Source organism: Streptomyces sp. NPDC048507 (assembly GCF_043199995.1).
Classification (GTDB): Bacteria; Actinomycetota; Actinomycetes; order Streptomycetales; family Streptomycetaceae; genus Streptomyces.
Window position 1 is genome coordinate 29,206 of record NZ_JBICWZ010000012.1, and the last position, 19,176, is coordinate 48,381.

A 19,176-nucleotide genomic window follows, 5' to 3' on the forward strand; every position below is an offset into this window, starting at 1 on the left:
ATCAGCCCTTCTCGGGGTGGTCTGCGCCGGCTTCGAGGGCGGCGGCGGTCTGCGCGACCGTGTGGCCCCGCAGCGCGGTGGCGAGGTCGAGGGTGAGCCCGTGCGAGCGGGCCGCGACGAGCAGCGGGGCGACGAGCAGCGAGTCGCCGCCGAGGTCGCGGAAGTCGTCGTGCACGCCGACCTGTTCGAGGCCGAGGACCTCGGCCCAGATCTCGGCGAGGACCTTCTCCAGGTCGGTGCGCGGGGCGGTGTACGGCAGCGGGGTCGCGGTGGCTTCGCGGGAGGCCAGGGCGGCCTTGTCCCGCTTGCCGTGGGCGGTGAGCGGGAGCCGGTCGACGACGGTGACGGCGGCGGGGATGGCGGCGGCGGGCAGGATCGTGCGCAGCCGGTCGCGCAGGGCGGGGACCTCGACGGAGCGTCCGTCGGCGGGCACCACCCAGGCGGCGAGCCGCTTGCCGCCGTCGGCGGCGTCCACGGGCACCACGAGGGCTTCGCGGACGGCGGGGTCGGCGGTCAGGGCCGCTTCGGCCTCGCCGGGTTCGACGCGGTGGCCGCGGACCTTGACCTGCTCGTCGGCGCGGCCGGTGAACTCCAGGGCGCCTCCGGGCAGGATCCGGGCGAGGTCGCCGGTGCGGTAGATGCGGGTGCCGGGGAGTCCGTACGGGTCGGGCAGGAACGATTCCGCCGTCAGGGCGGGCGCCCCCGCGTAGCCGCGGGCCAGTCCGTCGCCGCCGAGCCACACCTCGCCGGCGATCCCGTCGGGCACCGGCCGGAGCCGGTCGTCGAGGATGCGCAGCAGCACGCCGGGCAGGTTCGAGCCGAGCGGGACCAGGGTGCGCCGGGTGTTGGGGCGGACGTGCCCGAAGGTGGCGGCGACGGTCGCCTCGGTGGGCCCGTACTCGGTGCCGAGCAGCATCCGGCCGCCGGCCGCCGCGATGCGGGCGCCGACCCGTTCGGCCTGCGCCGTCGGGTAGGCGTCGCCGGCGCAGACCGCGATCCCGGCGAGGCCGCCGAGCTCGGAGTCGCTCAGCTGCGCCTCCAGCAGCCGCAGGTGGCCGGGGGTGAGCCCGACGAAGGAGTACGGGGCCCCCGCCATCAGCAGCGGGCCGAGCTCCTGCGGCTGCCAGTCCTGCGGCAGCAGCCGGACGGGCCGGCCGGTCGTCAGGGGCGCGTACAGGGCGGGCATGCCCAGGTCGAAGCCGGCCGAGGTGAACCAGGGGGCGCCGCCGGGGCCGGTCTCCGCGTAGGCCCGTACCGCCCAGTCGAGGTAGTGGGCGAGGGAGCGGTGGCTGATCTCGACGCCCTTGGGGGTGCCGGTGGAGCCGGAGGTGTGCAGGACGTAGGCGAGCCGGTCGGGGTCGAGGTCCAGACCGAGCGGGCCCCCCTCGCCCTCGTGGGAGACGTCCTCGGCGAGCAGCACCCGTCCGGCGGCCGCCGCCGGGGCGAACCGGCCGGCGTACGCGCCCTCGGTGAGGACCAGGTCGAAGCCGAGCGCGGCCAGCCTGGCGGCCGGGGTGCAGGGATCGACGGGCAGCTGCGCCGCGCCGGCCTTCCACACGCCGAGCAGGGCGGCGACCAGCTCCGGCCCCCGGTCCAGCAGGACGGCGACCCGGGTCTCGGGGCCCGCGCCGAGCTCGCGCAGGCGCCGGGCGATCTGGCCGGCCCGGACGTCCAGCTCGGCGTACGAGGTCCCGCCCGGCGGGGTCGCGGCGCCGGTCAGCGCGGTGGCCCAGGGGGTGCGCGCGGCCTGCGCCTCGAACGCGGCGAGGGTGTCGAGGGGGGTCTCGGGGTGCGGGAGGGCGGGGGCGGTGAGGCGGTAGTGCTCCTGGGAGGTGGGGAAGCCGGTGCGGGCGTCGCCGTCGGCCCCGGTGCGGGCCATGTCGGCCAGCACCGCCTTGTAGAGGGCCGCGAGCCGCTCGGCGTTGGCCTTGGCCAGGGTCCGGGTGCGGGAGGCGATCGAGAGGTGGCCGCGCACGGGCGTGCCGACGACGAGCGGGAACTCGTTGGGGCTGTCGTCGCGGCTGGCCATGATGTCGATGAGCTCGACGTCGACCTGGTGGAAGTCCAGGTAGTGGAAGAGCACGTCGATCAGGTGGCTCTCGCCGCCCGCCACCCGCATGGCGGGCATCGGGTAGCGGCGGTGCGGCCACAGTTCGACCTCGCGGGCGAAGACCTCCTGGGCGAGCTCGCCCCAGGTCGCGGCGCCCTCGCGGTAGGGGAAGGGCACCGAGTTGAGGTACATGCCGGAGACGCGTTCGGCGCCCGCCTCCTCGGGGCGGGCGTCGGCGACCATGCCGCCGCGGAAGGTCCTGGCCCGGGTCAGCAGGGAGAGGACCTTGCTGTGCGCGGCGTGCAGCACGCTCTTGTACGGGACCTCGGCGGCGGAGGCCAGGGCGCGCAGCCCCGGTTCCATCGCGCCGATCTCCAGGTCGATGCGGTAGCGCTCGTCGGCGGCGTGCGGGTCGCCGGCCCAGCCCGTCGGGACGGCGAACTTCTCGTGGCCGTCGACGAGCGCGCGCCAAAGTCGCGGTCCTCGGACGAGCCCAGGGAGCGCAGCTCGCCGGCGATGAAGTCGGCGTAGCGCACGGCCGGGACGGGCGGGGCCGGCTCGGGTGCGCCGCCGGCCCGCATCGCCCGGTAGGCGCGCAGGAGTTCCATCAGCTGGGAGTGGTAGCTCCAGCCCTCGATGACGGGGTGGCACTCGGTGATGGACAGCCACCAGCTCTCGTCGTCGACGAGGTGGACGGCCATCCGCATGAGCGGGGCGGCGGCGAGGTCGAAGAGCTCTTCGCGGTCGCGGTCGGCGAAGGACCACAGGGTGGACTCGCGGTCCTCGCGCGGCAGGTGCCGCAGGTCCTCGAAGAGGCAGGGCATGGAGACCGTGCCGACGGCGTGGACCAGCTGGAGGGGCTCGCTGTAGCCGGAGAAGGCGAAGGAGGTGCGCATCACCTCGTGGCGCTCGACGATCAGGTCGGCCGCCCGCTGGAACACCGCCGGGTCGAAGGGGAGTTCGTCGCGGATCCGGAACGAGGTGATGTTGTGGTAGCGGTTCTCGCCGCTGCGGCCGTGCATCTCGACGAACATGCCCGCCTGGATCCGGGAGACCGGGTAGGCGTCGGTGACCCGCGCGGGCAGCGCGGCCCGGTCCTGCTCGCCGATGAGGGCGAAGGGCGCGACCGGGCCGTCCTGGCGCTCGGCCGAGCCGTCGCCGGCCTGGTCCGCGAGGGCGGCGCGCAGCCTGGCGACCGTACGGTGCTCGAAGACGTCGCGGACGCTGGTCTCCCAGCCGGCCTCGCGCAGGGCGCCGACGAGGGTGACGGCGCGGATGGAGTCCCCGCCGAGGTCGAAGTAGTTGTCGTGGACGCCGACGTCCTCCAGGCCGAGGACGGCGGCCCAGACGGCGGCGATGGACGCCTCGGCGGCGTCGCGCGCGGCGACGTGTTCGCCGACGGTGGTGGCCTCGCGGCCGGGGGCGGGCAGGGCGCGGCGGTCCAGCTTGCCGTTGGCGGTCAGCGGGAGGGCGTCCAGCCGCAGGTAGGCGGAGGGGATCATGTAGGCGGGCAGGGCCTCGCCGAGCACGTCGCGCAGCGCGGCGGGGGCGAGGCCGGCCTCGTCGGCGCCGGGCGCGGGGACCACGTAGGCGACGAGCTGCTTGTCGCCCGGGGTGTCCTCGCGGACCAGGGCGACGGCCTCGGCGAGGACGGGCAGCGCGGTCAGGGCGGTCTCGATCTCGCCGAGTTCGATGCGGTAGCCGCGGAGTTTGACCTGGTGGTCGATGCGGGCGACGAAGTCGAGGCTGCCGTCGGGCAGCACCCGGGCGAGGTCGCCGGTGCGGTAGATGCGGGCGCCGGGGGCGCCGTACGGGTCGGGCAGGAAGCGCTCGGCGGTCAGGTCGGGGCGGCCGGCGTAGCCGCGGGCCAGGCCGGCGCCGCCGATCCACACCTCGCCGGGGACGCCCAGCGGGAGCGGGCGCAGCCCCTCGTCGAGGACGTACATGGTGGTGTGGGGGATGGCCCGGCCGATGGAGACGAGTTCGGTGGGGAGCGGGCCGTGGGCGGTGCCGTCGGCGGGCAGGAAGTGCGCCGAGTTGCCGACGGTGATCTCGGTGGGCCCGTACTCGGCGGCGAGCCGGGTGCCCCCGGGGCCCGCGGCGGCGGCCCAGCGCTCGGCGAGGCGGTGGGTGAAGGAGTCGCCCGCGGCGATGACCAGCCCGGCCAGGTCGCGGACCTGCTCGTCGGTGAGCTGCTGGGAGAGCAGGTCGAGGTGGCCGGGGGTGAGCTTGATGAAGGCGTACGGCGCGCCCTCGGCGAGCAGCGTGCCGAGGTCGGCGGTGTCGAAGTCCTGCGGGAGCAGGTGGACGGCCTGGCCGGTCATCAGCGGGGCGTACAGGTCGGGGACGCCGAGGTCGAAGGCGACGGAGGAGAACAGCGGGGCGCCGCCGGTCCCGGCGGTGGCGTAGGCGCCGGCGGTCCAGGTGAGGTAGTTGGCCAGGCCGCGGTGGCCGATGAGGACGCCCTTGGGGCGGCCGGTGGAGCCGGAGGTGTAGATGACGTACGCGAGCTGGTCGAGGTCGTGGGCGGCGGGCAGTTCGGCTGCGGCGGTGGCCAGGGCGGTCCGCTCGGCCGGGTCGTCGACGACGACGAGCCGGGCGTCCTCGAAGCGGCCGGCGTGCCGGGACTGGGTGATCACCAGGCGGGTGCCGGTGTCGCCGAGCATGAAGGCGATGCGCTCGTCGGGGTAGCCCGGGTCGATCGGCACGTACGCCGCGGCGGCGCGCCAGATGCCGAGGAGGGCGGCGACCAGGTCGGGGCCGCGGTCCAGCAGGACGCCGACGGTCTCGTCGGGGCGTACGCCCAGGCCCAGCAGGCGACGGGCGAACTGGTCCGCGCGGGAGTCGAGTTCGGCGTACGTCAGGTCGCCGGAGGCGTGCCGGACGGCGACCGCGCCGGGGGTGGCGGCCATCTGCGCGGCGATGGTCTCGAAGACGGGCCGCAGCGCGGCGGCGTCCACGGGGGCGCCGACCGGTTCGGCGGGGCCGTCCAGGAGCAGGGCGCGCTCGGCCGCGCCGAGGAAGCCGAGGTCGGACAGGGGGGCGCCGGGCCGTTCGGCGACGGCGGCGAGCAGGGCCGCGTAGTGGCCGGTGATCCGCTCGGCGGTGGCGTCCTCGAAGAGGTCGGTGGCGTACTCCAGGGCGCCGTGCAGGGAGCCGTCGGGGCGCTCGGCGAGGTGCATGGTGAGGTCGAAGCGGGCGATGCGGCCGCTCGCGGCGACCGGGGTGACGCTCAGGCCGGGCAGGTCGGGGCTGTCGGAGCCGTGCCCGGAGGCCAGGTCGAACATCACCTGGAAGAGCGGGGTGGTGGACAGGTCCCGCTCGGGCTCCAGCTCGTCGGCGATCCTGTCGAAGGGGGTGTCCTGGTGGTCGAAGGCGTCCAGGACGGTGGTGCGGTTGGCGGCGAGGAGCTCCCGGAAGGCCGGGTCGCCCTGCCAGCGGCCGCGCAGCACGAGGCTGTTGTAGGCGTAGCCGGCCATCTGCTGGAGCTCGGGGCGGGTGCGGCCGGAGACGGCGGTGCCGACGGCGACGTCCCGCTTGCCCGCGTAGCGTCCCAGCAGGGCCTGGTAGGCGCTGAGCAGCACCATGAACAGGGTGGCGCCCTCCTGCTCGGCGAGGGTGCGCAGCCGGGCGGCGACGGGGGCGGCCACGTCGAACTCGGCGACGGCGCCCTCCCAGCCGCGCACGGAGGGGCGCGGCCGGTCGGTGGGCAGGCCGAGCGGTTCGGTGCCGGCGAGCTGTCCGCGCCACCAGTCGAGGGCCGCCTCGGCGGCGGGGCCGCTCTGGCGGGCGTTCAGCCAGGCCGCGTAGTCGGCGTACTGGACGGCGGGCTCGGGCAGGACGCCGTCGAGCGGGCCGGTGACGGCCCCGGCGGCGCGGTAGCAGGCGGCCAGGTCGGCGAGGATCAGCGGCCGGGTCAGGGCGTCGCAGGCGATGTGGTGCATGACGACGACCAGGACGTGGTCGTCGGCGGCCAGGCGCAGCAGGCGGACCCGCAGCGGCGCTTCGGCGGCCAGGTCGAAGACCTCGGTGGCGCGGGCCCGGGTGAAGGCGGCGGCCGCCGCGTCGCGGCCGGCCGCGTCGACGCCGGTGACCTCGCTGACGGCGTAGTCGACGGGCCCGGCCGGGTCGATGACCTGGCGGGGCTCGCCGCCGTCGAGGAGGTAGCGGGTGCGCAGGATCTCGTGCCGGGCGGCCAGGGCGTCGAAGGAGCGGCGCAGGGCACTCTCGTCGAGGGTGCCGCGCAGCCGGTGCGCGAGCGGCAGCAGGTACTCGGGGCTGTCCGGGTCGAGCTGGTGGAGGAACCACAGCTGGCGCTGGCCGGCGGAGAGCGCCAGCGGGGCGTCCCGGTCGGCCCGCGGGATCCCGGTGCGGGCCGGGCCGCGGCCCGCGGTGCGGCCCGCGCGTCCGGCGAGCCGCCTGCGCAGCAGTTCCGCCCGCAGCTCTTCCTGCGTGGGTGCGGTGGGTGCGGTCACGGCTGGTACTCCCTGTGGGCGATGGCGAGTTCGGCGTGGTCGAGGGTCTCGATCTCGGCGCGCACGGCGTCTTCGACGGCGGCGGCGAGTCCTGCGACGGTCGGGTGTTCGAATACGGCGCGCAGCGGCATCTCGACGTCGAACTCCTCGTGGAGGCGGGCGATGACGCGGGCGGCGAGGACCGAGTTGCCGCCGATCCGGAAGAAGCCCTGGCGGGCGCCGATCCGGCGGGTGCCGCCGTCCTCCCCGGCGAGGACCTCGGCCCAGATCTCGGCGACGATCTCCTCGACCGGGCCCTCGGGCGCGGTGTAGGGCTCGTCGGCGAGGGCGGCGGCGAGGTCGGGGGCGGGCAGCGCCCGGACGTCGACCTTGTTGTGGCGGGTGAGCGGGATCTCCGGGACGGGCACCAGCAGCGCGGGGACCATGTAGTCCGGCAGCCGGCGGGCGCAGTGGTCGAGGAGTTCCCCGTCGCCGGGCGTGGTGGCGCCGCCCGGCACCCAGTAGCCGACGAGCGCGGCCGTGGGGCCGGTGCCGTGGACGACGACGGCGCACTGGGTGACGCCCGGGTGCTCGGCGAGGACGCCCTGCACCTCTCCGGTCTCCACGCGGCGGCCGCGGATCTTGGCCTGGCCGTCGGCGCGGCCGGCGAACTCCAGGGTGCCGTCGGACAGCATTCTGGCCCGGTCGCCGGTGCGGTAGAGGCGGGCGCCGGGGGCACCGTACGGGTCGGGGACGAAGGCGGCGGCGGTCAGGTCGGGGCGGCCGTGGTAGCCGCGGGCCAGGCCCGCTCCGCCGACGCAGAGTTCGCCGGTGGTGCCGTAGGGGACGGGTTCGAGGTGGGCGTCGAGGACCCGGGCCGTGACGTGCGGGTAGGCGCGGCCGACGGGGACCGCGTGCGCGGTGTCGTGGGCGTCCCAGCGGGTGGCGGCGATGGTCGTCTCGGTGAGCCCGTATTCGTTGACGAAGCGCAGCAGGCGGCGGGACAGCTCCCGGGCCAGGGCGGGCGGGCAGGGCTCGCCGCCGGTCTGGCCGACGAGGGGGCGCCGGCCGAGGCCCGCGTCGATGAGCATCTGCCAGTGCGGCGGGGCGACCTGGAGGTGGCTGACGCCGTGTTCCTCGATGAGCCGCAGCTGCGCGGCGTGGTCGGCGAGGTCCTCTTCCCGGGCCAGGACGACCCGGCCGCCCGCGATGAGCGGCATCAGCAGCTCGGTGCAGGAGATGTCGAAGGTGGGCTGGGCCAGGGCCAGCCAGGCGTCGTCCGGGCCCTGGCCGAAGTCCAGGTGGGCCCGGGAGGCGCGGAGCATGGCCAGCAGGGTGCGGTGCTCGACGGCCACGCCCTTGGGGCGGCCGGTGGAGCCCGAGGTGTACATGATGTACGCGAGCCGCAGCGGATCGGCGTCCTTCGCGGCCGTCGTCCCGGTACGGGTCCAGGCGTCGAGCCCGTCGCCGGCCAGGGCGGGGTCGCTGCACGCGGCGAGGGCCGCGGCGGCCGCCGGCGCCGTCCCGCAGGACGCGGCGGGCGCGCCGGCGCCGTCCCCCGGCGCGGCCGCGTCGAAGGCGGCGAGGCGCTCGTCGGTGTCGACGGCCAGCCAGGGGCCGTCGTGGTGGCCGCGCAGCCGGGCGGCGCCGGCCAGGTCGGAGACCAGCAGCCGGGCTCCGGCGTCGGCCAGGACGTAGCCGAGGCGTTCGACGGGCGCGGCCGCGTCGAGCGGTACGTAGGCGGCGCCGGTCTTCCAGATGCCGAGGTAGGCGGCGATCAGGTCGGGCGTGCGGCCCAGCATGACGGCGACGGTGCTCTCCGGCCCGGCGCCCAGTTCGCGCAGCCGGCGCGCGAAGGCGTCGGCGCGCCGCTCCAGACGGGCGTAGGACCAGCTCTGCGCGCCGCAGACGACGGCGGTCTCCTCGGGGGCGGTGCGGGCGACGGCCGAGACGACGGTGTGCACGCAGTCGTCGGCCGCCCGGTCCGCGCCCGGCTCGGGGGCGCCCGGGCCGAGGGCCAGGATCTCCGCGCGCAGGCCGGCGGGCAGCAGGGCGGCCCGGTCCAGCCGCACCCGGGGGTCCTCGACGAGCGACTCCAGCAGCCGTACCCAGCCGGCCGCGAAGCGTTCGACGGTGGCCGGGTCGAACAGGGAGGTGGCGTACTCGACGAGGCCGAGCAGGGAGCCGTCGCCCTGGCGCTGGAGCACGAAGGTGAGGTCGGTGCGGGCGCTGCGCCAGGCTCCGCGGAAGGCCTCGATGTCGTCCTCGGCGGTGGCCGTACCGGTCCGGCCCTCCTCGTGCAGGTCGAACATCACCTGGTAGAGGGGGGTGCGGCCGGGGTCGCGGGCGTCGTCGAGCTCGGCGACGAGCCGGTCGAAGGGCAGGTCCTGGTGGGCGAAGGCGCTGCGGGCGGTGTCGCGGACCCGGATCAGCGCCTCCTCGAAGGTGGCGTCGGCCGGGGCGTCGCAGCGCATCACGAGGGTGTTGAGGAAGAAGCCGACGACATCGGCGACCTCCGGCCGTTCGCGCCCCGCGACGGGCACGCCGACCGGCACGTCCCAGTGGCCGGTGAGCCGGGCGACGAGCGCGCCGAACACGGTGAGCAGGGTCTGCTGGAGGGTCGCGCCGTGGCCGCGCCCGAGGGCGGCGGCCCGCTCGGCCAGCGGGGCGGGGACGGTGAAGACGTGGGCGGCGCCGATGCCGTCGCGGACGGCCGGACGGGGCCGGTCGGCGGGCAGGTCGACGGGGACGGTCCCCTCCAGGGCCCGCTTCCAGTGGGCCAGTTCACCGGCCGCGCCGGCGCCGGCGAGGCGGTGGCGCTGGTGGGCGGCGTGGTCGGCGTACTGGACGGGCAGGGCGGGGAGCGCGGCGCGGGCGCCGTGGTGCGCGGCTTCGGCCAGGGCCAGGACATCGCGTTCGAGGACGACCGAGGACCAGCCGTCGCAGGCGATGTGGTGGATGGACAGCACCAGGTGGAGGGAGTCCTCGCCCCGGACGGTCAGGGCGCGCCAGACGGGTCCGTTCTCCAGGTCGAAGGGGCGGCTGAACTCGTCCTCGATCAGGGCGTGGCGGGCCGCGGCGCTCTGTGCACGGGTGCTGCGCAGTTCGACGCGCGGTTCGGCGTCGGCGATCTGGACGGGCTCGGTGGCGCGCAGGACGTAGCGGGTGCGCAGGATCTCGTGGCGTTCGGCGAGCGCGGTCAGGGCCGCGGCGACCGTGGCGTCCTCGTAGTGGTGGGGCAGGGTCAGGAAGACGGGGGCGTTCCACTCCGCGCTGCCCGGGCGCATCCGGTCCATCAGCCACAGGCCCTGCTGGCCGGGCGAGAGGGGCAGTCCGGTGCCGGTGCGCGGCACGGGCCGCACGACGTCATCGGCGGCGCTGTCCCGGTCGCCGGCCGCGGCGCCGACCCCGGTGAGGGCGGGGGCGCCGGCGAGCAGCGCGGCCTGGGCCTCGACGGTGGTGGCGGTGAACAGGGCGCGCAGCGCGACGGTGGTGCCGGAGGCGCCGGACAGGGCCTGCGCGAGCCGGCTCAGCAGCAGGGAGGCCCCGCCGAGCTGGAAGAAGTCGTTGGTGGCCCCGATCTCGGCGGCGGGGATGCCGAGGAGGGCGGCCCACTGCTCGGCGACGATCCGCTCGGCGGCGGTGCGTACGGGGACGTGCGCCGCCCGCTCCTCGGCCGCGGCCGAGGCGGGCTCGGGCAGGGCGGAGCGGTCGATCTTGCCGTTCGCGGTGAGCGCGAAGTCCGCGACGGGCACGTACAGGGACGGGACCAGCGGATCGGGCAGGGAGCGGCGCAGGAAGGTGCGCAGTTCCTCGGGGCGCAGCCGCTCGCCGCGGGACTGGACCCAGGCGACGAGGCGGTGGCCGCCGGTGCCGTCGGGGACGGCCCCGGCCACGGCGGCCCGCACCCACGGGTGGGCGGCGAGCGCGGCCTCGACCTCGCCGGTCTCGATGCGGACGCCGTTGACCTTGACCTGGTGGTCGAGGCGGCCGAGGTACTCCAGGGTGCCGTCGGCCTGCCAGCGGACCCGGTCGCCGGTGCGGTAGAGCCGCTCGCCGGGCACCCCGTACGGGTCGGGCACGAACCGCTCGGCGGTCTGGCCGGGACGGCCCAGGTAGCCGAGGGCGAGGCCGATGCCGCCCGCGTGGAGCTCGCCGGGGACGCCGACGGGGACGGGCCGGCCCGCCGGGTCCAGGACCAGGGCCCGCATGTTCGCGATGGGCCGGCCGATGGGGACGGCTCCGGTGCGCTGCGCGGGGTCCCAGCGGTGCTCGGTGATGTCGACGGAGGCCTCGGTGGGGCCGTAGGTGTTCCAGATCTCGGCGCGCGGGGCCAGTTCGGCGAGGGCGGCGCAGAGTTCGGCGTGCAGCGGCTCGCCCGCGCTGAAGATCAGGCGCAGTGCCCCGGCGCGCTCCCAGCCGGACTGTTCGGCCAGCCGTCGGTAGACGGACGGGACGCCCTGCAGGACGGTGACGCGGTGGTCGCCGACGGCGCGCAGCAGCGCGGCCGGATCGCGTTCGGCGTCCGCCGGGGCCACGGCCACCGCTCCCCCGCTGACCAGCGGCGAGAACAGTTCCAGGCCCGCGGCGTCGAAGCCGACGGTGGTCTTGAGCAGGAACCGGTCGGTGGCGCCGAGCTTGTGGCGGTGGGCCAGCCAGCGGACCCGGTTGGCGATGCCGCCGTGCGGGACGAGGACGCCCTTGGGGCGGCCGGTGGAGCCGGAGGTGTGCAGGACGTACGCGGGCCGGGCCGGGTCGGGGGCCACCGGGAAGGCGGCGGCCTCGGCGGCGGGCACGGCGTCCGGGGCGTCGGCGACGTCCAGGACGGTGGTGCCCGCGGGCAGCCGGGCGGCGGTGCCGTGGCCGGCCAGGACCACCGAGGCGCCGGCGTCCTCCAGGACCAGGGCCAGCCGGGCCTCGGGGTAGCCGGGATCGAGCGGGACGTACGCCGCGCCCGCGAACCAGACGCCGAGCAGCGCGGCGATCAGTTCGGGGCCGCGCGGCAGGCACACCCCCACGAAGTCCCCGGGGGCCACTCCGCCGGCCCGCAGGGCGGCGGCGTACCGGACGGCGTGGTGGTCCAGGTCGGCGTACGTCCAGACGACCGCGTCGGCGGCCAGGACGGCGGGGGCCAGCGGGGTGCGGGCGGCCTGGGCCCTGAACAGGCCGGGCAGCAGCAGACGGCCGGGGGCGGATCCCGACTGCGTACGGTCGTTCACGTTCTCTCCTTCATCGGGATCGGGGTGGCGTCGGCCGCTTCCCGGGGCCCGGGGGCCCGGGTGGCTCGAACGTCCGGGTGGTCAGGCGGCGGAGCCGGCGGACATCCGGCGGCGCAGGCTCGCGGGGCGCAGGTCGGTCCACAGCTCGGTGATCTTGGCGAGGCACTCCTCGCGGGTGCCCTCCGTGCCCTCGGCGTGCCAGCCGGCGGGCAGGTCGCGGTCGGCCCACCAGATCGAGTACTGCTCCTCGTCGTTGAGGACGACGCGGTAGACGCCGTCCTGCGGGCTGCCGTCGTGCTGCTGTTCGCTCATCGCTGTTCCCTTCGCGTGGTCAGGTGCCGCCCATCCTCGAAGAGGCCGCTATCGATGCCCTATCGAGCGCATATACGTCCCGGAACGCGACGGGCCCCCGGCGCCGGATGGCGTCGGGGGCCCTGGGGTGCGGGGTGGTGCGGGGTGGTGCGGTGCGGGTCAGGCCGCGGCGGACGCCGGGGCGGCGAAGGCGGCCTCGACGTCGTGGGAGAGGATCCAGCCCACGTCCTCGGCGGCCTCCTTGACGCCGCCGGGCCGCCCGTCCTCGCGCGGGGCCGGCCGGCCCGTACGCGATCCGAGCTGGACCCGGGTGGTGTGCGGGCGGCGGACCTCCTCGTAGCGGGCGAGGGCCGCGGCCACGCCGCGCGCGTCCCCGTCCGCTCCGGCCAGGCACAGGGCCAGCGCCACCGCGTCCTCGACGGCCTGGTTGGCGCCCTGCCCGTGGTGGGGCAGCATCGGGTGGGCCGCGTCGCCGAGCAGGGTGACGCGGGCGGTGCTCCAGCGCTCCAGCGGCGCCCGGTCGTACAGCGCCCAGCGGCGCACCTCGCCCGCCGCACCGACCAGTTCGCGCACCTCGGGCGCCCAGCCGGCCAGGACCGCGTCGAGGTCCGCCCGGTCGGTGGCGCTGGTCCAGGACTCCGCGTCGCCCTCGGCGGCGGGGGTGACCACCACGTACGTGAACTGCCTTCCCCCGCTGACCGGGTAGCACAGCACGCGCGAGGTGGGACCCGCGAACATGTACATCCGGCGCGGGTCCAGGGAGGGCACGTCCGCCGCGTCGACCAGGCCGCGCAGCGCGCTGTTCCCGGAGTACACGGGGGCGTCCGCCCCGGCCACCGCGCGGCGCACGGCGGAGTGCACCCCGTCGGCGCCGATCAGGACGTCGGCCACGGCCGTGGTGCCGTCCGCGAACTCCAGGAGCACCCCGCCGGGGGCCTCCTCGAACCGCACGAGCTCCTTGCCGGTGCGCACCCGGTCCTCCGGCAGCAGGGCCGCCAGCATCCGGTGCAGGTCGCCGCGGTGGACGGTGAGGTAGGGGGCGCCGAACTGGCGCTCCCAGGCCTCGCCCATCTCCTGCTCGGCGACCCGGGCGCCGTTGTGGAAGGCCCGGACCTCCAGGGCGTCGGGGCGCACGGCCAGCTCGGCGAGCCGGGGGCCGAGGCCGAGGCGTTCCAGCAGCCGGGTCCCGTTCGGGCCCAGGTGCATGCCGACGCCCTGCTCGCGCAGGGCCGTGCCGCGCTCGTACACGCTCACGTCCAGGCCCCGGGCGTACAGGGCCGCGGCGGCGGTCAGACCGCCCAGTCCGGCGCCGATCACGGCCACCTTGAGGCTCACCGGTACTCCCAAGCGCTCTCGAAGGATTCGAACTCGTCGGCGGAGTCGAAGGAGGCGAAGTCCGCGGCGGTGCCGGAGCCCAGCGCCAGCAGCGCCTCCAGCTCACCGGCGGCCGCCAGTTCCACGGCCGCGACCGGGGTGTCGGGCCCGGCGACGGCGGCCGCCAGCATCCGCTCGTACCCGTCGGCGAACCGGGCGACCGTCTCCCGGTCGAGCACGTCCGTGTCGTAGGAGAAGACGGCCGTGACCCCCTCGGGGGTCTGCTCGATCCGCAGCAGCAGGTCCAGCTGGCCCTCCTGCTGCGGGACGTCGATCAGGGCGATGTCCAGCCCGGCGTACGGTACGGACGGACCCTCGGCCGCGCCCGGCGGCACGTTGGGCACCGGCGGCTCCATCCGGTCCATCTGGACGAGGAACAGCGCGGTGCGGAACACCGTGGCCCGGGGGAAGGCCAGCGCGCACGGGTAGCGCACGCCCAGCATGCCGCCCATGACCCGCTGCCCGGCCTGCTCGGCCGCGCTGCGGAAGGTGGAAGCGGGGGTGAAGTCGGCCCGCACCGGCATGGTGTTGAGGAAGCAGCCGATCACGTCCCGCTGCGCGCGGCCCATCCGGCTGGTGGCCGGCACCCCGAGCACGAAGGCGTCCTGGCCGGTCCAGCGGTGGGTCAGCGCCTGGAAGACCCCGAGGAGGTAGGCGAAGGGCGTCACCCCGGCGGCGGCGGCGGCCGGGGCCAGGCCCGCGGCGCTCGCGTCGGCGAGCTGCCGTACGACGGTCCCGCCCCGGTAGGAGCGCAGTGCCGGGCGGGGCCGGTCCAGCGGCAGTTCGGCGGCGGGGGCGCTCCCCACCGACTCCTGCCACTGACCGGCCGCCCGCAGGCCCTGCGGGGAGGCGGTGTAGCGCAGCTCCTCGGCGGCGTGGTCGGCGTAGGAGCCGGGGAGGGGCCGCCAGCGCGGTGCGGCGCCGGTCGCGAACCCCTCGTAGGCGTCGAGGACGTCGCGGACCAGCAGCCAGCGCGAGGTGAAGTCGCTGACGATGTGGTGCGCGGAGGTGACCAGCGCCCAGTCCTCGTCGGTGTTGCGCAGCAGCACCACGCGGAAGGCGCCGGACTCCAGCCGGAAGGGGCGGGCCCCGGCCTCCTCGGCGGCCCGGTGCAGGGCGCTCTCGCCGGCTCCGTCGAGGTCGCGGAACTCCAGCCGGACCAGCGGCTGTTCGCCGACGGTGCGGCGGACGCCGTCGGCGCTCTCGGTGAAGACCGAGCGGAGCAGGTCCTGGCGGGCGCCGACGGCGGTGACGGCGGCGTCCATGGCGGCGGGGTCGACGCGGCCGCGCAGCCGCAGCGGCATGACGATGTTGTAGGCGCAGGCCTCGGGCGAGACCCGGTAGGCCGTCCACATGGACTGCTGGATCGCGGTCAGCGGCAGCGCCCGGGCCGTCCCGTCGGTCCCATCGGTCCCGTCGATCCCGTCCGTCCCGGTCACGGCCGGGGCGGCGGGTCCGGTCGTGGCGCTCATCCGCAGCCTCCCGCGTGGCTCATGTCCGTGGTCCGTCCGGCGCCGACCACCGCGAGCTCCGCCTCGGCGGGCGCCCCGGCGGTCACGGCGGGGGCCGCGGCGGGGGCCGCGTCCGTGAAGGAGGCGGCGAAGGCGGGGACCCGGTCCAGGCCCCAGTACGGCTCGCTGCCGTTGACGAAGTACGGGACCCCGAAGACCCCGTCGCGGTGCACGTCCAGCAGGGCGGCGGCGGCCCGCTCGCGCAGCGCGGCGCTGTCGGTGGCGGCGGCCACCGCGTCGGCGTCCAGACCGATCTCCACGGCGAGTTCGACGACGGTCGCCGGATCGCAGATGTCACGGCCCTCCAGCCAGCGCGCCCGGCCCGCGCGGGCCACCCACTCCCGGCCCAGGCCCGCGTCGAGGGCGAGGAACCAGGTCAGGTGGGCCGGCTCCCACCACGGCGAGCGGTCGGCCGGCCAGGTCAGCGCCAGCCCGCGCTCGGCGGCGAGCCGGCGTACGTCGCGCAGGATGTAGAACTGCTTCGCCCGGGTCATGGGCGTGTACGGGAACTGCCCGCCGGCCGCGGCCAGCAGCTCGGCGCTGGTCTCGTCGGGCTCCCAGAAGGGACGCCACTCCAGGCGGTCCAGCAGCCCGGGGTGCTCGCGCTCCAGGTCGTGCAGGGCGAAGAAGTTGTAGGGGCTGCGCAGGTTGAAGTAGAACCGGGGCGGTTTGGCGGCACGGCCGGCCATGTCGAACTCCTCTGTGAATCAGGCTGGTCGGACGGGACGGGCAGGTCAGACGACCAGGCCGCCGTCGATGTGGAAGACCTGTCCGGTGATGTACGCGGCACGGTCGGAGGCCAGGAAGGACACCAGTTCGGCGACCTCCTGCGCCTCGCCGAAGCGGCCCAGCGGGATCCGCGCCTTCATCTGCTGGGCGTGCTTCTCGGACAGGCCGCCGACCATGTCGGTGGCGATGAAGCCGGGGGCGACGGAGTTGGCCCGCAGGCCGCTGCGGCCGGACTCCTTGGCCAGGGCCTTGGTGAAGCCGATGATCCCGGCCTTGGTCGCGGAGTAGTTGCTCTGCGTGGCGTTGCCGGCGGCGGCGACGGAGGACAGGGTGACGATCGTGCCGCGGCGGCGCTTCATCATCGGGAAGGCCAGCGCCTTGGCGAAGTTGAACGTGCCGTCGAGGTTGGTGCGGACGACCGCGTCCCAGTCCTCGTCCTTCATCATCGCCAGGTGGCTGTCGCGGACGATGCCCGCGGCCGTCACCAGGACCTCCACCGGTCCCAGCGCCGCCTCGGCCTCCGCGGTGAAGGCCCGGACCTGGTCGCGGTCCGTGACGTCCACGCGTCGGGCGAGCACCCGCGCCCCCAGCTCCCGCGCGGACTTCGCGGCGAGCGTGGCGGCCTCCTCGTTGGACTGGTAGCAGAACGCCACGTCGTGGCCGTCCCGTGCCAGGGTCTCCACCACGGCCCGGCCGATGCCGCGGGAGCCGCCGGTGACGAGGGCTACCGGCCTCGGTGTCTCGGACATGGATAGATGCCTCTCTCTTCGCGGCGCGGGTGCGCGTATACGGGGGGGGTGTGGTGCGCAAGGGGCGGGCCGGGGGCGCGGCGGTCCGCGCCCCCGCCGGTCTCAGCCGAGCCGCAGCAGGGTGGCTCCGACGGTGCCGTCCCGGTCCAGGGCGGTGACCAGGGCGAGCCGGTCCACGAGGGCGGGCTCGCCGCCGGCGTGGGCCAGTACGGCGGCCAGCTGGAAGGCGGCCGACGCGGCGGTCGCGTCGCCGACGAGCGGGCGTACGGCGATCCGCTCGCCCGCCACGCCCTCCAGCGCGGACTCCTCCTGCTTGCCGAGCTGCCCCGGCGGGGTGCCCGGCGCGACCAGGGCGACGTCGCCCGGGCCCACGCCGGCGTCGGCGAGGACTTCGGCGACGCAGCGGGCCAGTGCGGCCCCCGCGCGCCCGCTCTCGGGGAAGGCCCGGAAGCGGGAGCCGAGCACGGTGGCGAGCACCCGCCGGCCCCCCTCGCGGGCGGCGTCCCCGCTCTCCAGCAGGAACAGCGCGGCGCCCTCGCCGAGCGGGTCGGCCTCGGCGCCGCCGTGGTCTGCGACCCGCTCCAGGCGGGCGCGCTGCACGGAGAACTCCTCGGCCGCACCGGCCAGCAGTGCGTTGGCGTGGCCGCCGCGCAGCAGCCGTGAGGCGTAGTTCAGGGCGAGCAGGCCGGTGGCCGAGCCCCCGGAGACGGTGACGTTGGGGCCCTTGAGGGTGTGCCGGATGGCGCTCTGGCCCGTCGGGCAGTTCATCACCGTGTTGGGGAAGCGGGCCGGGTCGACCAGGTAGGGCTTATCCCCGGTCAGGGCGTCCTTGGTGAAGTCCATGATGGACTGGACGCTGCCGGAGGTGCCCAGGACGAGCCCGGTCTTCTCCGGGTCGGCGGCCAGGCCCCGGCCGAAGTCCTCCAGGAGCTCCCCCACGGTGACGACGGCGATCCCGGTGGCCCGGTCCATGGACCGGGTTCCCTTGCGGCCGAGCACGGCCTTGATGTCGAAGTCCGGGATCAGGCCGGCTTCCCCGTACGGGACCGGCCACTGCGCGCCGTCCACGGCCGAGGTGGCCGGCGTCCGCGCGAGGAGGCCCTCGGCGAAGGAGCGGCGGCCCAGCCCGTACGGGGAGGTGACGGCCCAGCCCGAGATGACGAGCCGGCGCTCGCCGGGCTCCGCCGGTGCTGTTGCGCTCATGCGGCTGCGCTCCGCTCTTCCCAGTGGCCGAGGACCAGTACGGCGTTGTTGCCGCCGAAGGCGAGCCCGTTGTTCTGCACGACCTTGAGGTCGGCTTCCACGGCCTCGTTCGGTACGCAGTCCACGCCGCACTCGGGGTCGGTGGTGCGGTGGTTGATGGTCGGCGGGATGAACCCCTCGCGCAGGGCGAGGGCGCAGGCCGCCGAGGCCAGGGCGCTGGCGGCGCCCATGGTGTGGCCGATCATCGACTTGATGGAGACGGTGCGCGGCAGGTCCTCGCCGAACACCTGGCGGATCGCGCCGACCTCGGTGACGTCGTTGGCCCGGGTGCCGGTGCCGTGCGCGGAGATGAAGTCCACGTCGGCGGGGGTGATCCCGGCGTTGGCGTGCGCCGCGGTGATGCAGCGGGCGATTGAGTCCCGGTCGGGGGCGACCGGGTGGCTGGCGTCGCAGGACAGTCCGTAGCCGAGGACCTCGGCGTAGATGCGGGCGCCGCGGGCCAGCGCGGATTCCAGCGATTCCATGAGCAGGATGCCGGCGCCCTCACCGGTGAGGATGCCCTGCCGGTCGGCGTCGAAGGGCCGGCAGACGTCGGGGGCGATGGTGCCGAGCCGGTAGAAGCCGGTGAAGGTCTTGCGGCACAGGGCGTCGGCCCCGCCGCACAGCGCCATCTCGACGTCTCCGGAGCTGATGGCGTCGTAGCCGTAGCCGACGGCGTAGTTCCCGGCGGCGCAGGCGGTGGGGACGGTGACCGTCTCCACGTCCTCCAGGCCCAGTTCGCGGACGATGCCCGCAGAGAGCCGGCCGGGCCACACGCGCCGGGCGACCACCGGGTCGAGGGTGTCCTCGTCCCCGGCGACCTGGAGCCCGGTGAGGTGGTCGAGGTCGCGGGACTCGCCGTCGGTGGTGCCGACCGAGACCAGGGAGCGCCTGGCCCGGACGTCCGCCTCGGTGAGTCCGCCGTCGGCCACCGCCATACGGGCTCCGGCGACCGCGAACTGGGCGGCCCGGCCGAGCTCGTCGGCCGGCAGCTCGCGCAGCCAGGCCTCCGGCTCGAAGTCGGTGATCTCGCAGGCGTTGGAGTGGGCGAAGCCGGTGGTGTCGAAGGCGCTGATGGGCTTCGCCCCGCTGCGTCCGGCGCGCAGTCCTTCGGCGAAGGCGTCGACGCCGGTGCCGATGCTCGTCACGACACCGAGACCTGTGATCACCACCCGGTGCCGGGGAGCGGGTCGCCGCCCCGTCGCGGCCGTCTCGGAGGTCACTTGCTCTCGGCCTCCGCGATCACGGCGTACACGCCGACCAGGTTGACCATGCGGCTGAGCTCGGACTGCTCCAGCGTGATGCCGAAGACGCGCTCCAGCGAGGCCAGGATCTCGATGGTGCGCAGGGAGTCGGCGTCGTGCTCCTCCTTGAACAGGCTCGTCTCGGTCACCTCGTCGAGGTCGAGTTCGAGGATGTCGCAGACGATGTCCTTGATCTGCTCCTTGCGCCCGGCGTCGAGGGCGGGGATCTGGGTGGTCATCTGATGTTCCTCCAATGAACGGCGGTCCGCGGCGGACCTGCCGGTGCCGTGCC

11 protein-coding genes are annotated in these 19,176 nt (G+C 75.8%); all 11 read right to left on the reverse strand.

The annotated features are described in order from the left end of the window. Position 1: 1 nt before the first annotated feature. Positions 2-2,413 (reverse strand): amino acid adenylation domain-containing protein, encoded by a 2,412-nt coding sequence (locus ACGFXC_RS27860; protein ID WP_393717247.1) that lies wholly within the window; start codon positions 2,411-2,413, stop codon positions 2-4. Next, positions 2,320-6,525, reverse strand: a complete 4,206-nt coding sequence (locus ACGFXC_RS27865; protein ID WP_393717249.1) for an amino acid adenylation domain-containing protein — start codon at positions 6,523-6,525, stop codon at positions 2,320-2,322. Before ACGFXC_RS27865 ends, ACGFXC_RS27860 begins: the two co-directional genes overlap by 94 nt. Next, complete coding sequence (locus ACGFXC_RS27870) at positions 6,522-11,723, reverse strand: amino acid adenylation domain-containing protein (protein ID WP_393717251.1); 5,202 nt, start codon at positions 11,721-11,723, stop codon at positions 6,522-6,524. Before ACGFXC_RS27870 ends, ACGFXC_RS27865 begins: the two co-directional genes overlap by 4 nt. An 81-nt stretch (positions 11,724-11,804) precedes the next feature. Then, positions 11,805-12,035 (reverse strand): MbtH family protein, encoded by a 231-nt coding sequence (locus ACGFXC_RS27875; RefSeq protein WP_393717253.1) that lies wholly within the window; start codon positions 12,033-12,035, stop codon positions 11,805-11,807. 159 nt (positions 12,036-12,194) lie between these two features. Then, positions 12,195-13,370, reverse strand: a complete 1,176-nt coding sequence (locus ACGFXC_RS27880; protein ID WP_393717255.1) for an FAD-dependent monooxygenase — start codon at positions 13,368-13,370, stop codon at positions 12,195-12,197. Next, positions 13,367-14,881, reverse strand: a complete 1,515-nt coding sequence (locus tag ACGFXC_RS27885; RefSeq protein ID WP_393717257.1) for a condensation domain-containing protein — start codon at positions 14,879-14,881, stop codon at positions 13,367-13,369. The genes ACGFXC_RS27880 and ACGFXC_RS27885 overlap by 4 nt, the downstream gene beginning before the upstream one ends. Then, positions 14,878-15,609: a DsbA family protein gene (locus ACGFXC_RS27890; RefSeq protein WP_393717259.1), complete on the reverse strand. Its 732-nt coding sequence runs from the start codon at positions 15,607-15,609 to the stop codon at positions 14,878-14,880. The genes ACGFXC_RS27885 and ACGFXC_RS27890 overlap by 4 nt, the downstream gene beginning before the upstream one ends. Before the next feature lie 45 nt (positions 15,610-15,654). Next, entirely contained in the window at positions 15,655-16,398 is a 744-nt protein-coding gene (gene fabG / locus ACGFXC_RS27895; RefSeq protein ID WP_393717261.1) for a 3-oxoacyl-[acyl-carrier-protein] reductase, read from the reverse strand. Positions 16,399-16,500: 102 nt separating this feature from the next. Beyond that, the gene (locus tag ACGFXC_RS27900) at positions 16,501-17,601 is read right to left on the reverse strand and encodes a beta-ketoacyl synthase N-terminal-like domain-containing protein (protein ID WP_393717263.1); all 1,101 of its coding nucleotides are present in this window, start codon (positions 17,599-17,601) and stop codon (positions 16,501-16,503) included. Beyond that, positions 17,598-18,863: a beta-ketoacyl-[acyl-carrier-protein] synthase family protein gene (locus tag ACGFXC_RS27905; protein ID WP_393717265.1), complete on the reverse strand. Its 1,266-nt coding sequence runs from the start codon at positions 18,861-18,863 to the stop codon at positions 17,598-17,600. The genes ACGFXC_RS27900 and ACGFXC_RS27905 overlap by 4 nt, the downstream gene beginning before the upstream one ends. Next, positions 18,860-19,123, reverse strand: coding sequence for an acyl carrier protein (locus ACGFXC_RS27910; RefSeq protein WP_266573475.1), 264 nt, complete (start codon positions 19,121-19,123; stop codon positions 18,860-18,862). Before ACGFXC_RS27910 ends, ACGFXC_RS27905 begins: the two co-directional genes overlap by 4 nt. Positions 19,124-19,176 lie beyond the last annotated feature (53 nt).